Origin of the sequence: Acaryochloris sp. IP29b_bin.137, assembly GCF_028285745.1 — a bacterium.
GTDB lineage: Bacteria > Cyanobacteriota > Cyanobacteriia > Thermosynechococcales > Thermosynechococcaceae > Acaryochloris.
The window spans coordinates 1-21,391 of record NZ_JANQOP010000097.1 but is presented as its reverse complement, the minus strand read 5'-3'; the positions used below and the strand labels follow the sequence as shown (position 1 = coordinate 21,391).

The 21,391-nt window shown below is 48.7% G+C and carries 18 protein-coding genes and 1 pseudogene; 12 read left to right on the top strand and 7 right to left on the bottom strand.

Annotated elements, in window-relative coordinates; all coding sequences use genetic code 11:
* The 4 genes from Q0991_RS07125 to Q0991_RS07110 all read left to right on the top strand — a co-directional run.
* Positions 1-964: cbb3-type cytochrome c oxidase subunit I (locus tag Q0991_RS07125; RefSeq protein WP_299486811.1), on the top strand; the 964-nt coding region annotated here is incomplete at its 5' end.
* 51 nt (positions 965-1,015) lie between these two features.
* On the top strand, positions 1,016-1,696 hold the full coding sequence (locus Q0991_RS07120; RefSeq protein WP_299486809.1) for an alternative oxidase: 681 nt from the start codon (positions 1,016-1,018) through the stop codon (positions 1,694-1,696).
* A 122-nt stretch (positions 1,697-1,818) separates the two neighbouring features.
* Positions 1,819-2,265, top strand: a complete 447-nt coding sequence (locus tag Q0991_RS07115) for a CopD family protein (protein ID WP_299486807.1) — start codon at positions 1,819-1,821, stop codon at positions 2,263-2,265.
* Positions 2,266-2,325: 60 nt separating this feature from the next.
* Positions 2,326-3,153 carry a YwiC-like family protein gene (locus Q0991_RS07110; protein WP_299486804.1) on the top strand — a complete coding sequence of 276 codons (828 nt, stop codon included), beginning with the start codon at positions 2,326-2,328 and terminating at the stop codon, positions 3,151-3,153.
* A gap of 58 nt (positions 3,154-3,211) precedes the next feature.
* On the opposite strand, the gene Q0991_RS07105 is transcribed toward Q0991_RS07110, so the two are convergent.
* The gene (locus tag Q0991_RS07105; protein WP_299486802.1) at positions 3,212-3,751 is read right to left on the bottom strand and encodes a hypothetical protein; all 540 of its coding nucleotides are present in this window, start codon (positions 3,749-3,751) and stop codon (positions 3,212-3,214) included.
* A gap of 504 nt (positions 3,752-4,255) precedes the next feature.
* On the opposite strand from Q0991_RS07105, the gene Q0991_RS07100 reads away from it, so the two are divergent.
* Positions 4,256-4,594: a cupin domain-containing protein gene (locus Q0991_RS07100; protein ID WP_299486800.1), complete on the top strand. Its 339-nt coding sequence runs from the start codon at positions 4,256-4,258 to the stop codon at positions 4,592-4,594.
* 88 nt (positions 4,595-4,682) lie between these two features.
* On the opposite strand, the gene Q0991_RS07095 is transcribed toward Q0991_RS07100, so the two are convergent.
* Positions 4,683-5,024, bottom strand: a complete 342-nt coding sequence (locus Q0991_RS07095; protein ID WP_299486797.1) for a translation initiation factor — start codon at positions 5,022-5,024, stop codon at positions 4,683-4,685.
* 110 nt (positions 5,025-5,134) lie between these two features.
* Here Q0991_RS07095 and leuC point away from each other — a divergent pair, with 110 nt between their 5' ends.
* Positions 5,135-6,544 (top strand): 3-isopropylmalate dehydratase large subunit, encoded by a 1,410-nt coding sequence (leuC, locus tag Q0991_RS07090; RefSeq protein ID WP_299486795.1) that lies wholly within the window; start codon positions 5,135-5,137, stop codon positions 6,542-6,544.
* A 50-nt stretch (positions 6,545-6,594) separates the two neighbouring features.
* Positions 6,595-9,528 carry a UPF0182 family protein gene (locus Q0991_RS07085; RefSeq protein ID WP_299486793.1) on the top strand — a complete coding sequence of 978 codons (2,934 nt, stop codon included), beginning with the start codon at positions 6,595-6,597 and terminating at the stop codon, positions 9,526-9,528.
* Between the two features lie 59 nt (positions 9,529-9,587).
* Here Q0991_RS07085 and Q0991_RS07080 read toward each other — a convergent pair whose 3' ends face one another.
* On the bottom strand, positions 9,588-11,681 hold the full coding sequence (locus tag Q0991_RS07080) for a PAS domain S-box protein (RefSeq protein ID WP_299486791.1): 2,094 nt from the start codon (positions 11,679-11,681) through the stop codon (positions 9,588-9,590).
* 178 nt (positions 11,682-11,859) lie between these two features.
* On the opposite strand from Q0991_RS07080, the gene Q0991_RS07075 reads away from it, so the two are divergent.
* Positions 11,860-12,312 (top strand): hypothetical protein, encoded by a 453-nt coding sequence (locus Q0991_RS07075; RefSeq protein WP_299486789.1) that lies wholly within the window; start codon positions 11,860-11,862, stop codon positions 12,310-12,312.
* Between the two features lie 114 nt (positions 12,313-12,426).
* Here Q0991_RS07075 and Q0991_RS07070 read toward each other — a convergent pair whose 3' ends face one another.
* Positions 12,427-13,737: an ABC transporter substrate-binding protein gene (locus Q0991_RS07070; RefSeq protein WP_299486787.1), complete on the bottom strand. Its 1,311-nt coding sequence runs from the start codon at positions 13,735-13,737 to the stop codon at positions 12,427-12,429.
* Between the two features lie 256 nt (positions 13,738-13,993).
* Between Q0991_RS07070 and Q0991_RS07065 the strand changes: the two genes are divergently transcribed.
* From Q0991_RS07065 to Q0991_RS07050, 4 genes are all read left to right on the top strand, one after another.
* A complete protein-coding gene (locus tag Q0991_RS07065; RefSeq protein WP_366524908.1) occupies positions 13,994-15,256 on the top strand; it encodes an inorganic phosphate transporter in 1,263 nt (420 codons plus the stop codon).
* Positions 15,257-15,753: 497 nt separating this feature from the next.
* Positions 15,754-16,563, top strand: a complete 810-nt coding sequence (locus Q0991_RS07060; RefSeq protein ID WP_299486782.1) for an SDR family NAD(P)-dependent oxidoreductase — start codon at positions 15,754-15,756, stop codon at positions 16,561-16,563.
* A gap of 213 nt (positions 16,564-16,776) precedes the next feature.
* Positions 16,777-19,464 carry an ATP-dependent chaperone ClpB gene (gene clpB, locus Q0991_RS07055; RefSeq protein ID WP_299486779.1) on the top strand — a complete coding sequence of 896 codons (2,688 nt, stop codon included), beginning with the start codon at positions 16,777-16,779 and terminating at the stop codon, positions 19,462-19,464.
* Between the two features lie 128 nt (positions 19,465-19,592).
* A complete protein-coding gene (locus Q0991_RS07050; protein WP_299486777.1) occupies positions 19,593-19,739 on the top strand; it encodes a DUF2256 domain-containing protein in 147 nt (48 codons plus the stop codon).
* A 55-nt stretch (positions 19,740-19,794) separates the two neighbouring features.
* On the opposite strand, the gene Q0991_RS07045 is transcribed toward Q0991_RS07050, so the two are convergent.
* The 3 genes and pseudogenes from Q0991_RS07045 to Q0991_RS07035 all read right to left on the bottom strand — a co-directional run.
* Positions 19,795-19,917 carry a hypothetical protein gene (locus Q0991_RS07045; protein WP_299486775.1) on the bottom strand — a complete coding sequence of 41 codons (123 nt, stop codon included), beginning with the start codon at positions 19,915-19,917 and terminating at the stop codon, positions 19,795-19,797.
* A gap of 55 nt (positions 19,918-19,972) precedes the next feature.
* The gene (locus Q0991_RS07040) at positions 19,973-20,503 is read right to left on the bottom strand and encodes a hypothetical protein (protein ID WP_299486773.1); all 531 of its coding nucleotides are present in this window, start codon (positions 20,501-20,503) and stop codon (positions 19,973-19,975) included.
* 615 nt (positions 20,504-21,118) lie between these two features.
* Positions 21,119-21,391, bottom strand: a pseudogene (locus Q0991_RS07035) (hypothetical protein); the annotation flags it as partial.

The following is a 21,391-nucleotide window of genomic DNA, read 5'->3' as shown; positions in this document are numbered from 1 at the left end:
CAACAAAACAGGACTCAATCATTTTTTCCTCTACAGTGCCATTACCATTCCCCTGTTCTATGCCTCTGGTCTCATGTATTCCAACCATACGCCCCTGAGCATTGCCGAATATTGGCGCTGGTGGGTGGTCCATCTCTGGGTTGAGGGGTTCTTTGAAGTGTTTGCCACGGTGGCTATCGCCTATCTCTGTAGCGAACTGGGCTTTTTGAAACGATCAACCGCTCTGAAAGCCACCTACCTCACCACGATTCTCTATCTAGGGAGCGGTGTGATTGGCACGCTCCACCATCTCTACTTTGCGGGCACCCCGGTCTTTATTACGGCGATGGGATCAGTGGCCTCGGCTCTAGAGGTGGTCCCCCTTACCCTGATCGGATTCGAAGTCGTTAAGTCCCTGAAGCTCTCGCAAGAGGCTCAAGGCTTTTATCGGCTACCCCTTAAGTTTTTTATCGCCACTTGTTTCTGGAATCTAGTGGGTGCTGGTGTGTTTGGCTTCCTGATCAATCCACCGATTGTTCTGTACTATTCCCAAGGTCTAAATACAACTCCCATTCATGCCCACTCCGCCCTGTATGGCGTATATGGCTCCCTCGCCATCGCCCTAATGCTATTTGCCTTACGGGAAATCACGCCAGATCATGCCTGGGATGAGAGAAATTTCAACTTCTCTTTCTGGTGGATTAACGGAGGACTAGGGATCATGATGGTCTTTGGCTTGATTCCCAATGGTTTCTATCAACTGGTGCAGTCAGTCAACCATGGCACTTGGTATGCCCGCAGTGCAGAGGTAATCAATTCTGCCTGGATGCACTGGACCGTTTGGCTGAGAATTCCTGGCGATATGGTCTTTGCGGTGGGTGCGTTGGTACTGGTGATGAGCGTTGGCCGAGCCGTAGTTGCGATTTGGCAACAGCCCACTCAAGAACAACCCCCAGAATTTATTACTGAGACTCCCCCCGTGTGATCTCATCTATCTCTCACCATTCTTTCCCTTGCTCTTCAGAGGATTACTACTATGATTCGTATTCTTGTTGGCATTTTGGTGTTTGTGATCAATAAGGTCTATGCCAATCGCCCCTATCCCCGGTTTTACGTCCTTGAAACCGTCGCCCGTGTTCCTTATTTTTCCTATCTATCCGTTCTCCACTTCTATGAAACGCTTGGCTTTTGGCGCAAAGCAGACTGGCTAAAAATTCACTTTGCCGAATCCTGGAATGAGCTTCATCACCTGTTGATTATGGAATCTCTGGGAGGGGCGAATTTTTGGGGCGATCGCGTTCTGGCCAAAACCACCGCCTTGATTTACTACTGGGTGATTGCAGCTCTATACGTCGTTGCTCCCCGCTCGGCCTATCACTTTATGGAGCTAGTAGAAGAGCATGCCTATGCCTCCTACGGCAAGTTTCTGAAGGCAGAAGCTGAGTATCTCAAAACCCAACCGGCTCCAGATGTCGCGGTGCAATACTACCGTGATGGCGACCTCTACATGTTCGATGAGTTCCAAACCGCCCACCCAGCGGAAGAACGCCGTCCTCAAGTCGATACCCTGTATGACGTGTTTGTAGCCATTCGCGATGACGAGATGGAGCACGTCAAAACAATGGTGGCTTGCCAGCAACCCGAGGCTCAGCAAGAACTCCTAAGTCCACATACCGCCCCTGCATTGACCGCTGAGGATGCTCCCGCTTTGCCTTAATACTATTTTGCTGAAAACTTCTTTATACCCTCATCTCTTTCTTTAAGAGGTGAGGGATATCGGTCATCAACGGTGGAAATTGCTCAATTTTCTATCAGGTTCAGGATGCAGAAATCACGGCGATGCTATTCAAACTCCTGGTTATTCTACATACATTGGGTGCAACGGTTTGGACTGGCGGGCATTTGGTGCTTGCCGTCACGGTGTTGCCCTCAGCATTACAATATCGAGATCCCGATCGCATTCATACCTTTGAAGAACACTTTGAGGGATTTGGCCTGGCGGCGCTGCTACTCCAAACGATCACTGGGGTGTGGCTGACCTGGATTTATTTCCCTGGATTCAATAATTTCCTAGCTTTCCAGTCCTATTTATCCATCTACATTGCCGTCAAGCTGTCTTTGCTGCTGGGTACGGTGGCCCTCGCCCTTCATGCTCGCTTCTTTATCATTCCGAAGCTGACTCAAGAGACCTTGAATAAGCTGGCCTTTCACATTGTTAGCGTCACCACCCTATCCGTATTATTCGTAGTGATGGGGGTGGGTATTCGGTTGGGAGGATTGACCTAGATCTGCCTTTGACTAAAGACACCCATAATCGCATCATCACCCTTGCGAGAACATCACCCCATGACCGCCTCTCATGTAAATGCAGCCAATCCTGCATCTTCAAGTCGATCGGCCTGGTATCGCCCAACTCTATCGCCAGAGCATGGTGTCTATGTGGTTCTATTGGTCTCGTTCCTCACCGGAGCTGCTGCTGCACAACACTGGACGCTAGCAACGACCCTGGCACTCATCTGTGCCTTTGCCGGGTTTCAGGCCGAGCATCCCCTTGCCCTCCAGATTAAGCAGCGCCGAAGCTGGAAACCTCGCTTTCTATTCTGGGGCGGACTGTATGCTGGCACTACTTTGGGTCTGGGGGGATATCTAGCGCTTCGGGTACCTATGCTGTTGTGGCTGTATTTAGGTGCGATCGCAGCCTTGATCATCGATGCGATCGCAGTCTTACATCGCAAACAAAGATCTGTGGCAAATGAGCTACTGACCTTTTCAGCAGTCTGTTTGGCGGCTCCCTTGGCTTATGCCGCCACCTTGGGCACCCTATCCGTTTCGGTTTTCGGGCTATGGCTGTTAAACACTCTGTTTTTCAGTAGCGCAATCTTCACCGTCAAACTCCGCAAACCCAAAACCGAGTCATGGGTTCCGGGGCTGATTTACCATGCAATCGCCAGCGCTATCATTCTTATACTTTGGTTCCTCGGTATTCTGGAAAGCATCACGGCATTGGCATTTGGCATCGTATTGCTCAAGCTTGGCTTTATTCTGCTGCGACAAGAATGGTATCGGACCACTGCCATCCACAATATCGCCAATATTGAAACTCTTTCAGCTCTAGCATTTCTGGGAGTTATAGCCATCTCCCTGCTGCCCGCCCATCTTCCACCCTCCGTTTAGCAAAGGACCAACTGCTGCCCCAGCCATTGCTTCATTTCCCTATTGTTCGCAGAATCTGTTAGTCATCCATTTCAAACCTATCATCCTGATCCGCTTGTTCAACTTCAAAGGGTAAGGACGGTACAGGGCTTTTGAGGGCAGGCGGAGAAATCACGATGTGGGGCTTCTGAACCGAGATAGGAGACGGGACAGGTTGGGTGGCAATCAGAGGCTCGCTGGGCTCTGCAGGTCGAACTTTGGGCTGAGCGTTGGGGGGCAAGGGTTCAGGTTGGCTTTCAGATGCGGGCTGGACCGTGGACGGTCTCACTGGCCTTGCTGGAGGGGACTCGGGTTTGGCTGGCGAAGGAGCAGGTAATGAGGTTGAAGGAGCCGTGTGGATAATAATCGGCTGAGTTTGAGGCGCTTGAGGCTGAGGATTCATCGTCGGTCTATAGCCTAAGGCCGTCCCGGTAATCACACCGCCAATGCCAACGAAGGTCAAAAAGCGCTTCACATAGGTTTCACCCCCGTTATAGGCTTTCAATACTTCATCGACAATGCCGAAACTGGCTTTTGTACGTTCTTTTGGCTCCGGTTGTTGTGGGATGGTTTGATTCATTCTTATCACCCGCTTTGTTCTGTTACTCATTGGCTGACTGAAGCTAGATGCTCAGCCAGTAGGGGCGCTCATACTGTACAGCAGTATTCTGTTGCTGCTCGGCATCAGAGATCCCTGCGCCTTAACCTTGAGGATTACGGCTGGCAATGAAGTCTGTATGAAGCTTGAATGAGAAGACTCTCATGGTGACTGTAGGGTCTGGGCAATAGAGGACCCATAAGCCTTGAGAACCATAGTGAGTTCGAAAATGTTTTACACCCACAGCTTGTTCAATCGAGCATGAGGAATCATTGCACCTCTGCTGCTCCAAAAGGAACAGAAGTCATAGATTGGGGCAACAAAGGCTGATTTCAACGCAAAACGAGATGTTTATTTGCTTTCGAGCAATTCTCAATCAACCTCTGAGAATTCTCAGCACTTTCCATCATTTTTTTGCTATCAATAAGGCTAGGGACCTTACCATATCCAGTCCTTGGCACTATACATATCATTCACTACACATCGATGAAAATCACCCAAATGCAAACTCTCCCAGACGAAATCGTTCGTCATAATGCAGCCATCTCCAAAAAGGTGATGCTGAGAGCGGGTGACATTCCTCAATTAACACAGTTTTCTCAAGCTCGATTTCCCGCAGGTCAAATTGCCAAAGCCCATTGCCACCCTGATATGTACGAGGTGTTCTTTGTGGAGGCAGGGGCAGGACAGATGCTTGTCGAAGGAACTCCACATCCCTTAGCGCCTGGTGTTTGCATTACTGTGGAACCCAACGAGGTACACGAGGTCGTCAATACTGGTCAAGAGGACTTGGTATTAACCTATTTTGGCCTGAAAGCCATGTAATTTGACGATTGATGTTGGGAAACGTCAAGAATGAAAAGGTTGAAGCCCTCACTTTCCTATCTCAACTCTAACAAGCCCATTGGAAAGCCTATCCGCCCACAAATTTAACGGCATAGCCCTGTTTTTTAAGGTAGTCGGCCAACTTTTGGCGATGATCTCCCTGGACTTCAATTTCTTTGTCTTTGAGGGTGCCACCGGCACCACATTGGGCTTTGAGCTTTTTGGTTAAATCAGCCAACGTTGCGGGTTTGGCTTGAAATCCGCTGATCACGGTTACGGTCTTACCTTTACGACCCTTTCGGGAAACTTGGATTTTTAATGTCTGCTGAGAGGGAGGGGGATCGGGACGCGAGGTGGGATCAGACGCAGGAGAATTGCCAAACTCACTGTACACTCGGCGATCGGATTGAGGATGCTGTTTTTTACCCATAGAACCTATCTTTCCACATTAAACTGTCACTATCTCCTGAAGCTGACCTAATGCCTTTCCATAATTAAGATAAAATTGGAGTCCGATGATACCATTATTGACTTCGACTTATGAGCCAGGGCACCCTGTTTGATAAAGTTTGGGATTTACACACTGTGAATGTGCTCCCCTCTGGTCAGACACAGTTGTTTATTGGTCTCCATTTGATCCATGAAGTCACCAGCCCCCAGGCCTTTACGATGCTGAAAGATCGGGGGCTGAAGGTGCTGTACCCCCAACGAACGGTGGCGACCGTCGATCACATCGTCCCCACGGAAAATCAGGCGCGCCCCTTTGCGGATGCCCTGGCAGAAGAAATGATGCAGGCCTTGGAACAGAGCTGCCAGGAACATAACATCACGTTTCATAATATTGGCTCCGGTAAGCAGGGCATTGTGCATGTGATTGCCCCCGAGCAAGGCTTAACCCAACCGGGCATGACAATTGCCTGTGGGGATAGCCATACCTCGACCCATGGGGCCTTTGGTGCGATCGCATTTGGTATTGGAACGAGTCAGGTCCGAGACGTGCTTGCCTCCCAAACCCTTGCCCTGGCCAAACTTAAGGTTCGAAAAGTTGAAGTCAACGGCACCTTGCCACCGGGGGTCTATGCCAAAGACGTGATTCTGCATATCATTCGTACCCTCGGAGTTAAAGGGGGAGTAGGCTATGCCTATGAATTTGCAGGCACTACCTTCGAACAGATGAGTATGGATGAGCGGATGACCGTCTGCAATATGTCCATTGAAGGCGGGGCCCGTTGTGGTTACGTCAATCCTGACAGCGTTACCTTTGAGTACCTTAAGGGACGAGAAGGCGCTCCCAAAGGAGCAGATTGGGAGCGAGCCGTGGAATGGTGGCAAAGTATTCACAGTGATGCTGATGCCGTATATGACGATGTCGTCGTCTTTGAGGCCCAAGACATTTCACCTACCGTGACTTGGGGTATTACACCTGGTCAAGGGATTGGAATTGATGAAGCGATTCCGGGTCTGGATCACTTTACGGATGCTGATCAGCCCATCGCCTCTGAAGCCTATAAATATATGGATTTGGAGCCAGGTCAACCCATTCAAGGCACGAAAGTGGATGTCTGTTTTATTGGCAGTTGTACCAATGGACGAATCAGCGATCTCCGCGAAGCAGCACAGTTTGCCAAAGGCCAACAGGTGGCCACTGGCGTGAAAGCATTTGTCGTACCAGGGTCAGAGCAAGTCAAACAGCAAGCGGAAGCTGAAGGGTTACACCATATTTTTGAAGAAGCGGGGTTCGAATGGCGGGAACCAGGCTGCTCCATGTGTTTAGCGATGAATCCCGATAAGCTTCAAGGCCGACAGCTCAGTGCCTCTTCGTCCAATCGAAATTTCAAAGGGCGACAGGGGTCAGCCTCTGGACGGACGTTGCTGATGAGTCCAGCGATGGTGGTGGCCGCTGCCATTCGGGGTGAGGTTGCTGATGTCCGCCAAATCAGGAAGGTCTAGGGCATAACTCTTATGATTTGAACGTTAGATGCCAAGAGCGGTTCCTTGTGATGTCCTCTAAGGTTGTTGGTTGGTTGGTTAAATCCTTGCTCCTTGTTTTAGGAGTAATCTTTGGCCTAGATCTGCTGGCTCACTTCATTGCTGAGTTTGCTTGGTTTGAGAATCTAGGCTACCTGTCGGTTTTTCAAACTCAACTAGTGGTCAGAATGGGTCTCTGGGTCTTTGCTTTAGCCAGTACTGGGGGATATCTGATCGGTAATTTAGTCCTGGCTCGGCGCTGGCGCTATCACCAACCCGTTGATATCGATAAAACTGAGCCCGGGACGCTTAAGCTGGCGCAACTGTTGCTGGTATTGGTGGGGCTGAGTCTGCTCTTAGCCAGTTTGCTGACCCATATTGGTCAGGTCATCATCCAGTTCTGGTATCCTCCCACGGAAATTGCCACGTCCAGTTCCCAGAGTCTGCAGCAGTTTACTTTCTCCGCTACAACCCATGTGCTTAGACATTGGCTGCAAGTACCCTGGGAACTGCTGCTAGTCGCTGGATTTACGGCGTTTTTACTCTGGCATCCTGGGTTTGTACTGGGTGCGATCGCACTCTGTCTCAGCCTCGGTCTAGGCTTAGTGGTGTCCAACCACTGGACCACGATTCTGGCCTTTATGCATGCCACACCCTTTAAGAACACTGATCCCCTTTTCGGGCATGATATTGGCTTCTATGTGTTTGTACTCCCCTTATGGGAGCTGCTGCGATTTTGGCTGATGGGGGTGACCCTGACCGGATTTATCAGCATTGCGTTGATTTATCTTTTAGCTGGAGATAGTCTCAGTCAAGGCCGATTCCCAGGATTTACCCTGCCTCAAAAGCGACACCTCTATGGACTGAGCGGAGCCCTCGCCTTGACCCTTGCCTGGGGTTTTTGGCTGGATCGCTATTCTCTGCTCTACTCCACTCAAGGCATTCTTTACGGAGCGGGCTATACCGATGTCACAGTAGACTTACCCACTAAAACGATTCTCAGTTGGGGAGCGGCGACTATTGCCGTGGTCTTTCTCTGGCGGGCCGCATTTCCCCGCCCTGCCCGAAGACCCGTGAAATTATCTTGGATTCTTAGTTTCTATGTTGGCATTGCTGTCGTAGCTGGCTTAATTTTGCCCAGAGGCGTGCAGGCCCTGGTGGTTCAACCCAACGAGCTAGCCCGAGAAGAATCCTATATCGAGAAGAGTATTCAACTCACCAGAGCCGCCTTTGATCTCGACACTATTGAAACCGAAACCTTCCAGCCCAAAGCCGATTTAACCCCTGCTAAATTAAAGGCCAACGACTCAACGCTGCGTAATATTCGCCTTTGGGATACCCGCCCACTCCTAGAGGCCAATCGCCAACTCCAGCGCATTCGTCTCTACTATGAGTTTCCCAGTGCGGATGTGGATCGCTATACCCTCAAAACGTCTCAACCCGTCAACTCAGGCAAGGAAAGCGCCACTTCCACTACCGAAAAACGACAGGTACTGGTGGCCGCCCGTGAGCTGGATTATGGCAATGTCCCCCCCGAAGCCCAAACCTGGATTAACCAACGTCTGATCTATACCCATGGCTATGGCTTTACCCTTAGCCCTGTCAATACTGCTGAGACCAGTGGTTTACCCACCTACTTTATTAAAGATATTGGGGCTGGCAATAACGAGGGTACCCTGCAAACGGCAACGCCAGATATTGCCGCTAGCATCCCCATCAATCTGCCTCGGATCTACTTTGGGGAACTGACCAATACCTATGTCATGACCCGCACCAAAGTGCAGGAATTGGACTATCCCAGCGGGAATGACAACCGCTACAACACCTATGACGGGACCGGAGGCGTTGCTATTGGAGCTTGGTGGCAACGGGGGCTGTTTTCCCTCTACCTGCGGGATTGGCAGATGCTGTTTACCCAAAACTTCACCCCTCAGACTGAAGTACTGTTTCGCCGCCAAATTAAGGAACGGGTGGAAGAGCTAGCCCCCTTCTTGCGGTTTGATAGCAATCCCTATTTGGTGACGGCTAATGTAGACGTAGAAGCCTTTAACCGCACCGATAAACCGGCGGTTCCGGGCACTTTATTTTGGGTAATTGATGCCTATACAGTCAGCAATCATTACCCCTATTCTGATCCGGGCCAAGAAAACTTTAATTACATCCGTAATTCCGTCAAAGTAGTAGTGGATGCCTACAATGGCTCGGTGACCTTCTATAGTGTTGATCTCAACGATCCTATCCTCAAAACTTGGCGGCAAATTTTTCCCCAGATGTTTCAGCCGTTGGCAGCAATGCCCCCTAGCCTTCGCAGCCATACCCGCTACCCAGTGGATCTATTTCGAGCCCAATCCCAAAGCTTGCTCACATACCATATGACCGACCCCCAGGTGTTCTATAACCGGGAAGATCAATGGCGGGTTCCCAATGAGATTTATGGCGAGAAAAGTCAGCTGGTTCAGCCCTATTACTTGACGATGAAGTTGCCGGAAGCAGAGAAAGAAGAATTTATTCTGCTTTATCCCTTTACCCCCGTTCGTCGCAATAACTTGATTGCCTGGTTAGCCGCCCGTTCTGATGGCGAAAACTACGGCAAGCGCCTTCTATACCAGTTTCCCAAGCGAGAGCTCATTTTTGGCCCCGAACAAATTGAGGCGCTGATCAACCAGGATCCCGTCATCTCCCAGCGCATTTCCCTATGGAATCGTCAGGGGTCACGAGTGATTCAGGGTAATTTACTGATTATCCCCATTGAAGACTCGCTGCTTTATGTGGAGCCTTTGTATCTGGAAGCAGAAGCAAATAGCGTGCCGATTCTAGCGAGGGTAATTGTTGTTTATGAAAACAAAATTGTGATGGCTAAGACCCTCGATCAAGGGCTTGCAGGCATCTTCCAGACCAATGGACAGGAGACGGAAGCAATTGTCCGCCCCGTTGAGGCTGAAGAGTTGGCTCCGCCTGCTTCTTAAGCTCATGCATAGATGGTTTTGCCTCCGACCATTCTGAACAACTGGATGCGCAGATTGGCTTAGGTTTGAAGGAATTCCGTAATATCGTTAATCGCACCTAAAGTCCCAACTGTAATTCCATCGATGTTAGGCAAGGGAACGACCCGAATGTTCAGCCATCGCCGTTCCCGATCCTTAGTCCAAATTTCAATCTTATGATTGAGGAAAGCGCCTTTTTCTTGGACAAAATGATTGAATACATCTTGCCATTTTTGTTGTTCAGTCTCAGACGTTACCAGTTGTGCCAAAGATCTGCCGATACTTTCACCCACGTCGTACCCGGTCAGTTCTGTCCAGGCAGAGCTAAGGAATGTCCAACTACCGTGGATATCCGTTTGAAAAATGACTTCCTTGACCCTATCAATAACGGTTTGATATCGTTGCTCAATCAGACTCAGGGCTGCTTCTGTTCGTTTTTGAGGCGTGATATTTTCGAATGCAACCCCTACACAATCTCCAGGGAGGGGAAACGCTCGCAAAGAAAAGATATTCTCCTCACCGTTGGGTAAGGTAAACGGAACATTCTCTATGGAACGGGGGTGTTGCTCCTGAATCACTTGCAGGAGTAAACGTAAAATATGGGGATATTGTTGCGTAAAATCTGGAAAGATTTCTCTCATCTGATGGCCAATTCTGTTGTGCAACTCGGTTGATAGAATATGTTCGGCAGCAGGATTGGTGGCAACGAGTTGCAGGGTTTCGCCCCGTTCTAAGTCAGGTGAATGCCAAACTAAAAAACCCAGTTGAATCTTGTGGATAATGCGTTCATAAAGTTCAATTTCTGCTTTGGCAGCTTCAGCTTGCTGCCGGGCTATCTGTTCCTGTGCCAGTAAAGCTTTATTCTGATGATTTACTGCTTCCAACTCAGCGGTGCGCGAGTTGACGCGGGATTCTAATTCTTGATTCAGTTGAGCAAGCTTTTGTTCTGCCTGTTTTTGGCGGGTGATATCTTGATGTGACCCAATCATCCGAGTCGGCTGCCCATGGTCATCCCATTGAGTTTGGCCTCTTGCCAAGATCCATTTATAGCTGCCATCCTTACAACGCATCCGGAATTCAGCCGTGTATCGAGGCATATTTTGTTGCAGGTGAGCTTCAAGGGCAGCTGCTACCTCCTCCAAGTCATCCGGGTGAAGTAACTGCCGCCATCCTTCAAAGCTATTTTCAACTTCATGATCGTCATAACCAAGCGTCTGCTTCCACTGAAGTGAGATAAAGGCCTCATTGGTGACAATATTCCAATCAAAAAGGCCATCTCCAGTTCCCTGCAATGCCAGTTGCCATCGCTCTTCACTGTTTTGCAGTTCAAGTTCAGTTTGTTTTCGCTGGGTAATATCCTGTAGCGCTACAACAGCCCCTAACTTGTGACCATCTTCGGCAATAATGGGCTCACCGTTGACCAAAATGCTGCGGGGGGGCTGTTGGCTGGGTTTGATCACCATCTCAAAATTTTGAACGGACCTGCCTTGCAGCGCTTGATACAGGGGATTATCATTGTGGGCTAAGGGAGTGATACTGTCAGTTTGGTACAGATCGTAATGCTGGGCCCATTGTTCAGCAGGAATCGGGCGACAGGGGCCTCCATGTAGCTCTTGGGTCGTGCGGTTAAAAAGGGTCAAGACACCTTGAGCATCACAAGCAACAATGCCATTGGATAAACTGTCGAGCACTGCCTGTAAAAATTTTTGACTGTAAACCAGCTCTGTCTGTGATGATGTCAGCGTATTCGTTGGTTGTAATGTGCCAACCCAGCCCGTTAGCTGATTGTGCTCATTTCGAAGGGGTTCACCTTGCGCAACTATGGGTTGAGGAATACCGTTGTTTTGGCATAAATCAAAATAAATGACAAACGGTTGCTGGCGGTGGCAGGCCGTTTGCCATTGCTGACGGCTATGCTCTTCTTCTTTCACTGCATCCCAGAAGGCTTTTCCTAGACTGTCCGTTGGCGTTCGTCCCGTCAGCGTTTGCCAGCGAGCGCTCAGCGATATGACTTGTCCTTGAGTGTCAGCTTGCCACACCACTACGGGTAATGCATCGAGGATCGATTGGCTGTCACTTTTCGGCTGTGATTGATAGGGAGTCGAAGAGCGAGGAAATGGAGATTCAGAGGTCATAGCATTGGTAATGCGCTCTTTCAAATTCTCTTATGCGGATCTTCAACTAGCAGAGAATTGCCGGACAATTCTTTACAAAGATCGTGAAGTTTGATCAGAGCCTTCATTTGATATCCCATTCATACTGAACGACGCCGCATTCTATTTTTGATATGGGCAACATAAGGATAGAGAAGAGATGACTGGGCAATGGGGTATGTTGCTAATCGACCAAAAAGATCTAGAAGCCAGAGGTATAACCTGCCAGGGTGTGTCGGAATTCGTTTTTCTGGATAAGTGTTTTCAGAAAGGAGAATCCTTTGAAACGCATCAACGGGAAACGGCTATTTCATCCTGTCGGCAAATGCTGGATGCGGGCTTGATGAGCTTGATTGTCAATTACCAAAGTCACTTTACAATCTGGATCGAATCCGATGCTGAGTCAGTCCAGGGGACTGGACAGCAAGCACTAGAAAATCCTGAAAACGGTGTGGATGAATCATCTGCTGTGGGCCACACTTCTGGGTGGAATTATAAACAGATTATGGACAAGCTGAATGAACCTGTCGATATGAAGGCGATTATGGACAAGCTGAATGAGCCGATTAGCTTCAAATCCATTTTCTCAAAGACAAAAGACTCACAATCATGAATCCGGGTCCAAGGCAAACGCTTGTTCATAGGGTCTGAGCACCAGTGGTAGAAGCGCTATCTACCGCTGGTTGACCCCGTACTTGGCTAAAAATAAAAATCGCGATATTGGGTGTTACTCGGCAGGTTGGACCTGACCAATCACGTTTAGCTTGCCGTTAGCTTGAACCGTCCAAACATCATATATCCCCAATACATCTCCATTTTCGTCAATATCAACATTTCCACTGGCCCCTTGATAGTTAATTTCCTCACCGTTCTGTAATAGCTTCAGAGCCTCACAGACATCACTGGTTTCGGTGCCAGGACCATTGGCCACATCCCGAAGTTTGGCTGCGATCGCATCTCCAGAATTTGACTTTGCCGCTTGAGCTGCCAGCAATACCAACGCAGTGGCATCCCAACTCTGGGGCACATAGGCAGGCGGGGCTTCATTCTTCTTGCTTTTCCAGAGAGCCGTTAAAGATTCCAGGGCTGTACCATCGGCACCGGGAACTGTTCCGATCGCATCCGTGATTATAAATTTGCCGTCACTCGTTTTGCCTACTTGGGCCGAAAATTCATCGGATTTAACCCCATCTGTAAGCATGATCTGTACCCCTTCCATCAGACCTTGCTCGTAGGCAGATTTCAGTAATAAGGCCCCGGTCTCAGGATAGAGAATGGCAATAACAGCATCAGGCTTATTGGCAAAGGCCGCAGCCGCTTCCGTATCGAAAGTTGTCGCTTTGGGGTCATACCGCGTGGGCTTAGACTCATTCAGAACAGTTCCGCCCAGTTTTTTGAAAGACTTAATAAACTCCTGCTCAAAGCTGACCCCATAGTCGTTATTGATCGAAACAGTGGATACTTTCTGAAAGCCTTTTTCCTGCGCTAGCTTAGCAAGGGCCCGGGCTTGATAGGTATCTGGGGGAGCCGTTCTGGCCCAATATTGGGTTTCGCCATTTTTAAAGTCCCCTTGCTGAGCCCGCCCCGTGAACTCAGTACTGGTACTGCCAGGGGAGATAAGGAGCACCTTGTTGCGAACGGCCACATCAACAGCTGCCTGAGAAACACTACTGGCAAAGGATCCCACCACCGCCGAGACCTTTTTGACTTCCACGAGATTGGTCATGGCTTGGCTCCCCTTTGTGGGGTCGGTTTCATCATCCTCAGATGTCAGTTCAACGGGCTTGCCATTCACTCCACCACAGTCATTTACCGTTTCCACCAGCAAGGGTACCGTATCAATCATGGGGACGCCTAGCGGGGCTAAGTCCCCCGTTGAAGGTAAAAGGGAGCCAATTTTTAAGCCTTCCCCCTCCCCTGAACCGGGGGGATTGCCGCCGACTTGACAAGCACTCAAGAGGAGAACAGATGCTAAAGCAGTAAACCGACGCAGATATCGAGGGTTTAAGGAATAGAGCAATGCTTTTGAGTTTTTCATGACGATTCTTTTTGATCCTCACCCGGTAGAGTCTTTCCGTTATCCATCTGCATGTTATATCGCTGATGACGTTAAGTCTAAATTAAACCAGAGAGAAATAGGTTATGCGTTGAAGGGGCATCGAGGCATTGCCGCAAGCTGCAGCTAAGAACTTTTCCCAGCGGACAAAACAAGCCGTAAAATCCAATTTGGGGTTGCTCAGAGCATCTTGGCAAGTCCAGTTGGCTGGGTGAACGTTTTCAAACGGGTATTGGCAATGATCTATCTCCTCTGGGCCAGCGGGTTAGCCTTTTTTTTAGCTTGGAATTTAGGAGCCAACGACGTAGCCAACGCCATGGGCACCTCTGTTGGGTCAAAAGCCCTATCCCTCCGCCAGGCCCTGATAATTGCTGGGGTTCTGGAATTTACGGGTGCAGTCGTTTTTGGCAAACAAGTGGTTACGACCCTGGCTCGGGGAGTCGTGGATACTCAAGCCTTTACCGATGAACCTCAACTCTTGAGTTTGGGAATGATTACGGTATTGATCACCTGTGGACTTTGGCTGCAACTTGCAACCTGGCAAGGATGGCCCGTCGCAACGTCCCATGCCACCGTTGGCGCATTGGCCGGATTTAGTTTGGCCGCTCTAGGGACGTCGGCGATGCAGTGGTCGACCCTAGGTCTGATTTCTTTATCTTGGGTCTTGACACCTGTGATCAGTGGGGCGATCGCGGCCTTGGTATATCGCCTAATTCAACAGAGTATTCTTCACAGCGCTGATCCCCTGCGACAGTTTCAGGAATGGGTGCCTTGGCTCAGCACTGGATTGATCAGCATTTTTGGCGTGATCGTATTGCCGCAACTGATTCATCCCGTTTGCGTTTTTCTGCAAAGGACAGGGCATTGGCACTTCCCAGAGCAGGATCTTGCGATCGCAGTTGGCGGAGGAGCCGTGCTCACCTTAACCGTTTGGGGTTGGCACCGACTCGACAACCTTGCTTCCCCTCAGGATCTCGCTCATCCTCAGGTTGCAGTTGAACATCAACTCGCCCTGTTCCAAGTTTGCAGCGCTTGCTTTGTCGCCTTTGCCCATGGATCCAATGATGTTGGCAATGCCATTGCACCGCTCGTTGTGATTGTAGCTATTCACGCCACTCAGACTATCCCGGCAGCAGGGGCCGCCATTCCCTTGTGGATCATGGTTTTAGGGGGGGTGGGGATTGTGAGCGGTTTAGCGGTGGCTGGCAAACGTGTGATGACCACGGTGGGGGAAAATATTATTCCCCTTCAACCCAGTAGTGGTTTTTGTGCCGAGTTGGCTGCGGCCACCACCATTTTGCTGGCGTCTCACTGGGGTTTCCCAGTTTCAACCACCCATGCTCTTGTGGGGGGTGTGGTGGGAATTGGACTGTCGCAAAGCGGGTCGGCACTGCAATTCGGCACCCTTCGACAAATTATGGCGGCTTGGGGGCTCACGTTGCCGATTTGCATTAGCCTGGGAGCCCTTATTTTCTCTGGCCTAAGGATTTTCGCAGGATGATGAAACTCAGGATCAAGACTGACCACAAACTTTCTCAGTTTTACTGAATCCTTACGATTAGCTTCTACCGTGTTGGTATCAGAACATAGCCTCATGCTAAGGGTCGACCAGACGATTGAATAAGCTGAAAAAGACATGTATTTATGTATCGCATCTAAGAATTCTATAATTTTCATTGCAATTAGTTGATTAAATTGCTAGCTTGTGCATGAAAAGCGACGAACTCTGATTGATTCTTTTGTCAGGAGCTTTAAGCAATGCCATATCAAACTTTCAGCACATCACCCCATCACTGAATTCAGCCACCCTTCGTCCCGGGCAGCCCAACGCACGGATTATGCTATTGCCCAAAAAGATGTGATTTGTAACCCATTCTCTTAGCAATACAGTTATCGGGTCGCCTATCGCGGCCCAATCCCTGCTGCAGTTTGGCGGGGAGTGAAGAAACTCGCTTGCTTAAACTTTTGCATTCAATTCTTTTGATCGGGAGGTATCCCATGAAAATACAAGGAAAAACAGCACTGGTTACTGGTGCATCCCGTGGTATTGGCCGGGCCATTGCTTTGGAGCTAGCGAATCACGGTATCAGACGGATTATTCTCGTTGCTCGCAATCAGACCCATCTCGCTGACGTCGCATCCGAAATTAAGGCTATGGGGGTTGAAGGGATTGTCTTGCCGTTGGATTTAACCCAAACCATTGACGTGAATATTGCGATCGCAAACACCTGGAAACACTATGGTCCGATCCATCTTTTGGTCAATTGTGCAGGAGTCGCCCACCAAGCCCCTTTCCTGCAGACAAAACTCCCTAACGTCCAAGCGGAACTCTCCCTTAACCTGATGGGAATTTACAATATGACCCATGTTTTAGCTCGACGGATGGCGAGTAAGAGAGAGGGCAGAATCGTTAACGTATCTAGCCTGATGGGCAAGATTGGTGCGCCCACCATGGCCACCTATTCTGCGACCAAGTTTGCAATTTTGGGGTTTACCCAAGCGCTTCGGAGCGAATTATCGGCCTACAACATTAAGGTCACTGCCCTGTTACCGTCCCTGACAGAAACAGATATGGTCCGCAATACGCAGCGTTTTCGTTGGGTTGCCTCGATGACCCCCGAGAAGGTTGCCACCGTCCTTGTCAACAGCTTAGGAAAGGAATCCCCAGAAATTCTGGTGGGTTGGCAAAGTCACCTGGCGGTTTTAGGGAGTCGTATTGCCCCAAGGCTCTTGGAGGGGTGGTTGCACCTAACCGCCCCCAAAGGGAAGCCGAAGCCCCAGTCTCCCCTGTGGAGCCGAAGCTTTTAGCGTCTAAACGAGAACCGCTCTACCCAACAAGCATCGGCATAAGCATCACGACGGGCGTATCCAGCGGTTGAATACGCCCGTCGGAGGTATATTCGGGTCTTGATGAAGTGCTTCATCCAAGGAGACAAGAACAGAAAGCCTATCTAAACCCCCCTGAGATAGCTTGTTATACTAGTCCTGAAAAAAATTAAGTCACTCCGTCTTCATCCCTCTATGCAACCGACTGACCCCGACAAGTTTACAGAAAAGGTATGGACGGCTATTGTTAAGTCCCAAGACGTTGCTCGGCGGTTCAGTCACAATAAGCTAGAGGTTGAGCATTTAACCATTTCTCTACTAGAGGAAGAGCCCTTAGCCAGCAATATTTTTAGCCGCGCCAAGGTTGATGCGGATCAGATTTTGCAACAACTGACAACGTTTGCTGAACGTCAGCCCAAGACGGCTGAAGGGGCTTCGTTATTTTTAGGTCAGGGCCTGGATCGGCTCCTCGACCAAGCCGATGCACTACGACAGGATCGAGCAGATCAGTTTATTTCAGTGGACCATTACTTACTGGCCTTTGCAGAAGATGGCCGAGTGGGTAAGTCTTTGCTACGCGATCAGGGGATTGCTCGAACAGACCTAGAGAAAGCCATCAAGGCAATGCGCGGCACTCAGAAAGTCGCGGATCAAGAGTCGGAGTCTCGCTACAATGCCTTAGAGAAATATGGTTGCGATCTGACAGAGCGGGCCAAAGCCGGGAAACTGGATCCGGTGATTGGTCGGGATGATGAAATTCGGCGGGTGATTCAGGTTTTGTCTCGGCGGTTAAAAAATAATCCGGTTTTGATTGGTGAGCCGGGGGTGGGGAAGACTGCGATCGCAGAAGGGCTCGCTCAGCGAATCGTCAATGGCGATGTGCCAGAATCCCTGAAGAATCGACAGTTAATCACCCTGGATATGGGCAGTTTAATTGCCGGTGCCAAGTATCGGGGCGAGTTTGAAGATCGTCTCAAGGCCGTCTTGCGGGAAGTCACCCATTCTGATGGCCAGATTGTGCTGTTTATTGATGAGCTTCATACCGTCGTGGGGGCAGGGTCAGGCCAAAGCTCCATGGATGCCAGCAATTTACTGAAACCGATGCTGTCGCGGGGCGAGTTGCGATGTATTGGAGCAACCACCCTTGATGAATATCGTAAGCATATTGAAAAAGATGCGGCCTTAGAGCGACGATTTCAGCAGGTCCGTATTGATCAACCCTCAGTTGATTCTGCAATTTCGATTTTGCGGGGACTGAAGGATCGTTACGAAATCCACCACAATGTCAAAATTACCGATTCAGCCCTCGTCGCAGCGGCAGTGTTGTCCGATCGCTACATAGCCGACCGGTTTTTGCCGGATAAAGCCATTGATTTGGTGGATGAAGCGGCGGCTAAGCTGAAAATGGAAATGACTTCGAAGCCCAGTGAACTAGAGGGAATCGAGCGTCGAGTCATGCAGCTAGAGATGGAAAAGATGTCTCTGGAGCAAGAGCAAAAGCGCTCCAGTATTGGCGGCATTTACGAATCTTCGGAAGATCACCTGCAGCGAGTCATGACAGAGATCGATGCGCTATTGCCCAAGCGTGAATCTTTGGAAGAACAATGGAAGACTGAAAAACAGGTCTTAGAAGAAATCAATAGCCTGAAAGAACAGGAAGCCCAGGTTCGGGTCGAGATTGAGAAAGCAGAACGGGAGTTTGATCACGAAAAGGCTGTGCAGCTCACCTACAGCCGCATGGCGACGTTGCAGCAGGACTTGGAAGAGCATGAAGCGAAGCTATTGGCGATTCGAGCCCAGGGCTCCACTCTTCTGAGAGAGGAAGTCACGGAGGAGGATGTTGCTGAAGTTGTGGCTAACTGGACAGGGATTCCGGTCAGTCGGTTGCTGGAGTCAGAGCGTCAGAAGTTGTTGCAATTAGAAGATCATTTACACGAGCGGGTCATTGGTCAAGAAGATGCCGTGGAAGCGGTGTCGGCGGCCATTCGCCGAGCCAGAGCCGGGATGAAAGATCCGAATCGCCCGATTGGCTCCTTTATGTTTTTAGGACCAACCGGAGTCGGTAAAACCGAGCTGGCCCGAGCTTTAGCCCAATTCCTATTTGATACGGAAGATGCCATTATTCGGATTGATATGTCTGAATATATGGAAAAGCATGCCGTATCCCGGCTAGTCGGCGCTTCTCCAGGTTATGTGGGCTACGAAGAAGGGGGACAGCTATCGGAGATGGTGCGACGGCGTCCTTATTCCGTGGTGCTACTCGATGAAGTGGAGAAGGCTCACCCAGAGATCTTTAATATCCTGCTGCAAGTGCTGGACGATGGCCGAATTACGGATGCTCAAGGGCGAACCGTTAATTTCTGTAATACGATTATTGTCTTAACCAGCAATATCGGCAGTGAGCATATCACTGATTCTACTGACGATGAGGATCAGTATCTGGCGATGCAGATGAAGGTGTTGGAAGCGTTGCGATCGCACTTCCGTCCCGAATTTCTCAATCGCATCGATGAAATTACCCTGTTCCATATTCTCAATCGGGAGCAGCTCGGATCGATTGTCAAGATTCAGTTAAAGCGGATTGAAGCCTTGTTGGCTGAGCAAAAGCTGGCGATTCAGCTTTCGGATGAGGCCTTAGAGCATATCGTGGAGGCGGGATATGACCCAGTTTACGGTGCTCGCCCCCTGAAGCGAGCCCTGCAGCGGGAGTTAGAAAATCCAATTGCTACTAAAATTTTGGAGAATACGTTTACCAGTGGTGACACGATTCTGGTGGACTGGGATGAGGATGAGTTGATCTTTTCCCAGGCTCCTCGAACCACTTTAGAAGTCGCGGAAGAAGAAGCGTCGGAGGAAGAAGAGCTGACGCCTGCGGCTTCATAAAGCATATGGGGTTTGACAGCGAAACAAGAAGGGGGCTTAGCCATATCTGAACAACGGAAAGGGGCTCTAAATACTAGACGCAGATAAAGAGGATTGCCCCCTCCATAAAATTTCCTTAGAGATAAAAGATGGCCTCTAAAAAACGTGACTTGCCCACAAAGATCTGCCCAGTATGCGGTTTACCCTTTACCTGGCGCAAGAAATGGCGAAACTGTTGGAATGAAGTGATCTACTGCTCGGAAAGATGTCGCAGAAATCGGAAGACATCCTCTTAAGGCGTCTTTTCTCCAATTGCATCCCCCATTAACCCGAGTAGCTGATTCGGTTGATTTAAAGAATGTAAAAGATCCGGGCTTCAATATCTTGCAACTGTTCCATCGTGCTCGCATAGAGACTATTCGGTTTGCGAAGATGCTGGTGAATTTGAATCAGCAGTTCTAGCAGCTTGCTCATCCACTTTATGGAATGAAGCCCAAAGCGAGTTGAAGGTCAATTTCCGACAGTATCCTTAAAGTTGACAGTTTCGAAAGAATATATCGACTAGATTTTTATCAGGAATATGCTTTGCTAATTCTTCGATAAATTGTTCACGATTTAACACACGTGAATTTGAGAGCGCTTCATCAAAAATAATATCAGCAATGGGACCCACAGTGAGCAATAACGACTGTCTACATTGGTCTAGGAATTCAGGGGAAAGTGTATCATCTGATTGATAAGCTACCAATTCTTCATTTCTTAGCTCAAGATTTGTTTCTAGTTGGTTCATAAGGGTATGTTTAGAATTTTCTAAATCACCAAGGCTAGGATTTAAAACTTGATCTTGCTTCCAAACAGTTAAATATACCTCATCTTCAACGACAAGAAATGCTAACTTTTTCGTTAGGCAGAAACTACAATATTCTTCAACTGCATCTGAAAAATTTTTTCGAATTCTCGGACCAATCTTGAACAGTTTACCTTGAAAGTGCAAAGTCGATTCATTGATTTCAGCTCCATTTTTTTTCAGCTCATCTATAGTGTAAACTCTATATCTCATGGATATGATAAATCCTCTTTAGTTATGAACTATCTTCTAAGTAGAGATAGTTTGAAATAAGTGGAAGATATGAGTAATTTTTAGCTATGAAAATTTAAGCTTAGTTATAGGCTAAAATTCAAAACCCAGACGAATTAATATATGAGAAAAATTTAATTTCTGAATTTGAAGATGATCAAGCCTGATTTATGGCAATATATATCCTCTTGAGTTTCTGGCAGCTAATTTACTTTTTTGTCTATGATATTGATTATTCAGTTTTTCTAGTTATATAGAAAATAGAATAAAACATGCTATGATTATTCCTTTATGAAATCATTGAATGTGATTATACAAAGCAACCATTAATGCAAATAAAATATTGTATGAAGTGAAGTTTTAATCTGAAATGCAAACTCATTTAGAAGTGATTTTTTTGGATAATTCACTCCCTATGAACTGTTTATTATTTCCTGCCAATCATCTTGGAATACCATCCGATCCTCTGTCGATACAGGAAGTTCTGGGCATGGTTTAAAAACAAGGGATTTTGGTTAACACTTCCACAGCAAAATAAGCCATCAATTATCGATGACTTGAGGTCTACTACCTCCCAATCTAGTCAGACTATGCTCTTTAGAACCGCTTGAATCCTAACAGCTCCAGCCAGTGAGGATGAGGTTCTCCGGTTAGCAATTCCTTGGGGCTTTTGCCCTCGCGCTCAGGAACCTCACTGCGCATGAAGCAGCGGTGATTCAAGAAGTACTGCAGCAGTCCCAAATAGGAGTTTCCCAGGGTACGGCGTAGAAAGAAGTAGTTGCGCAGTCGGGAGTTGAGATTCTCTACTAACGAACTCGCTCTAGGTGTCTGTTTGAGGGCTTCAGTGACTGCCTCCATGAGGACATGGAA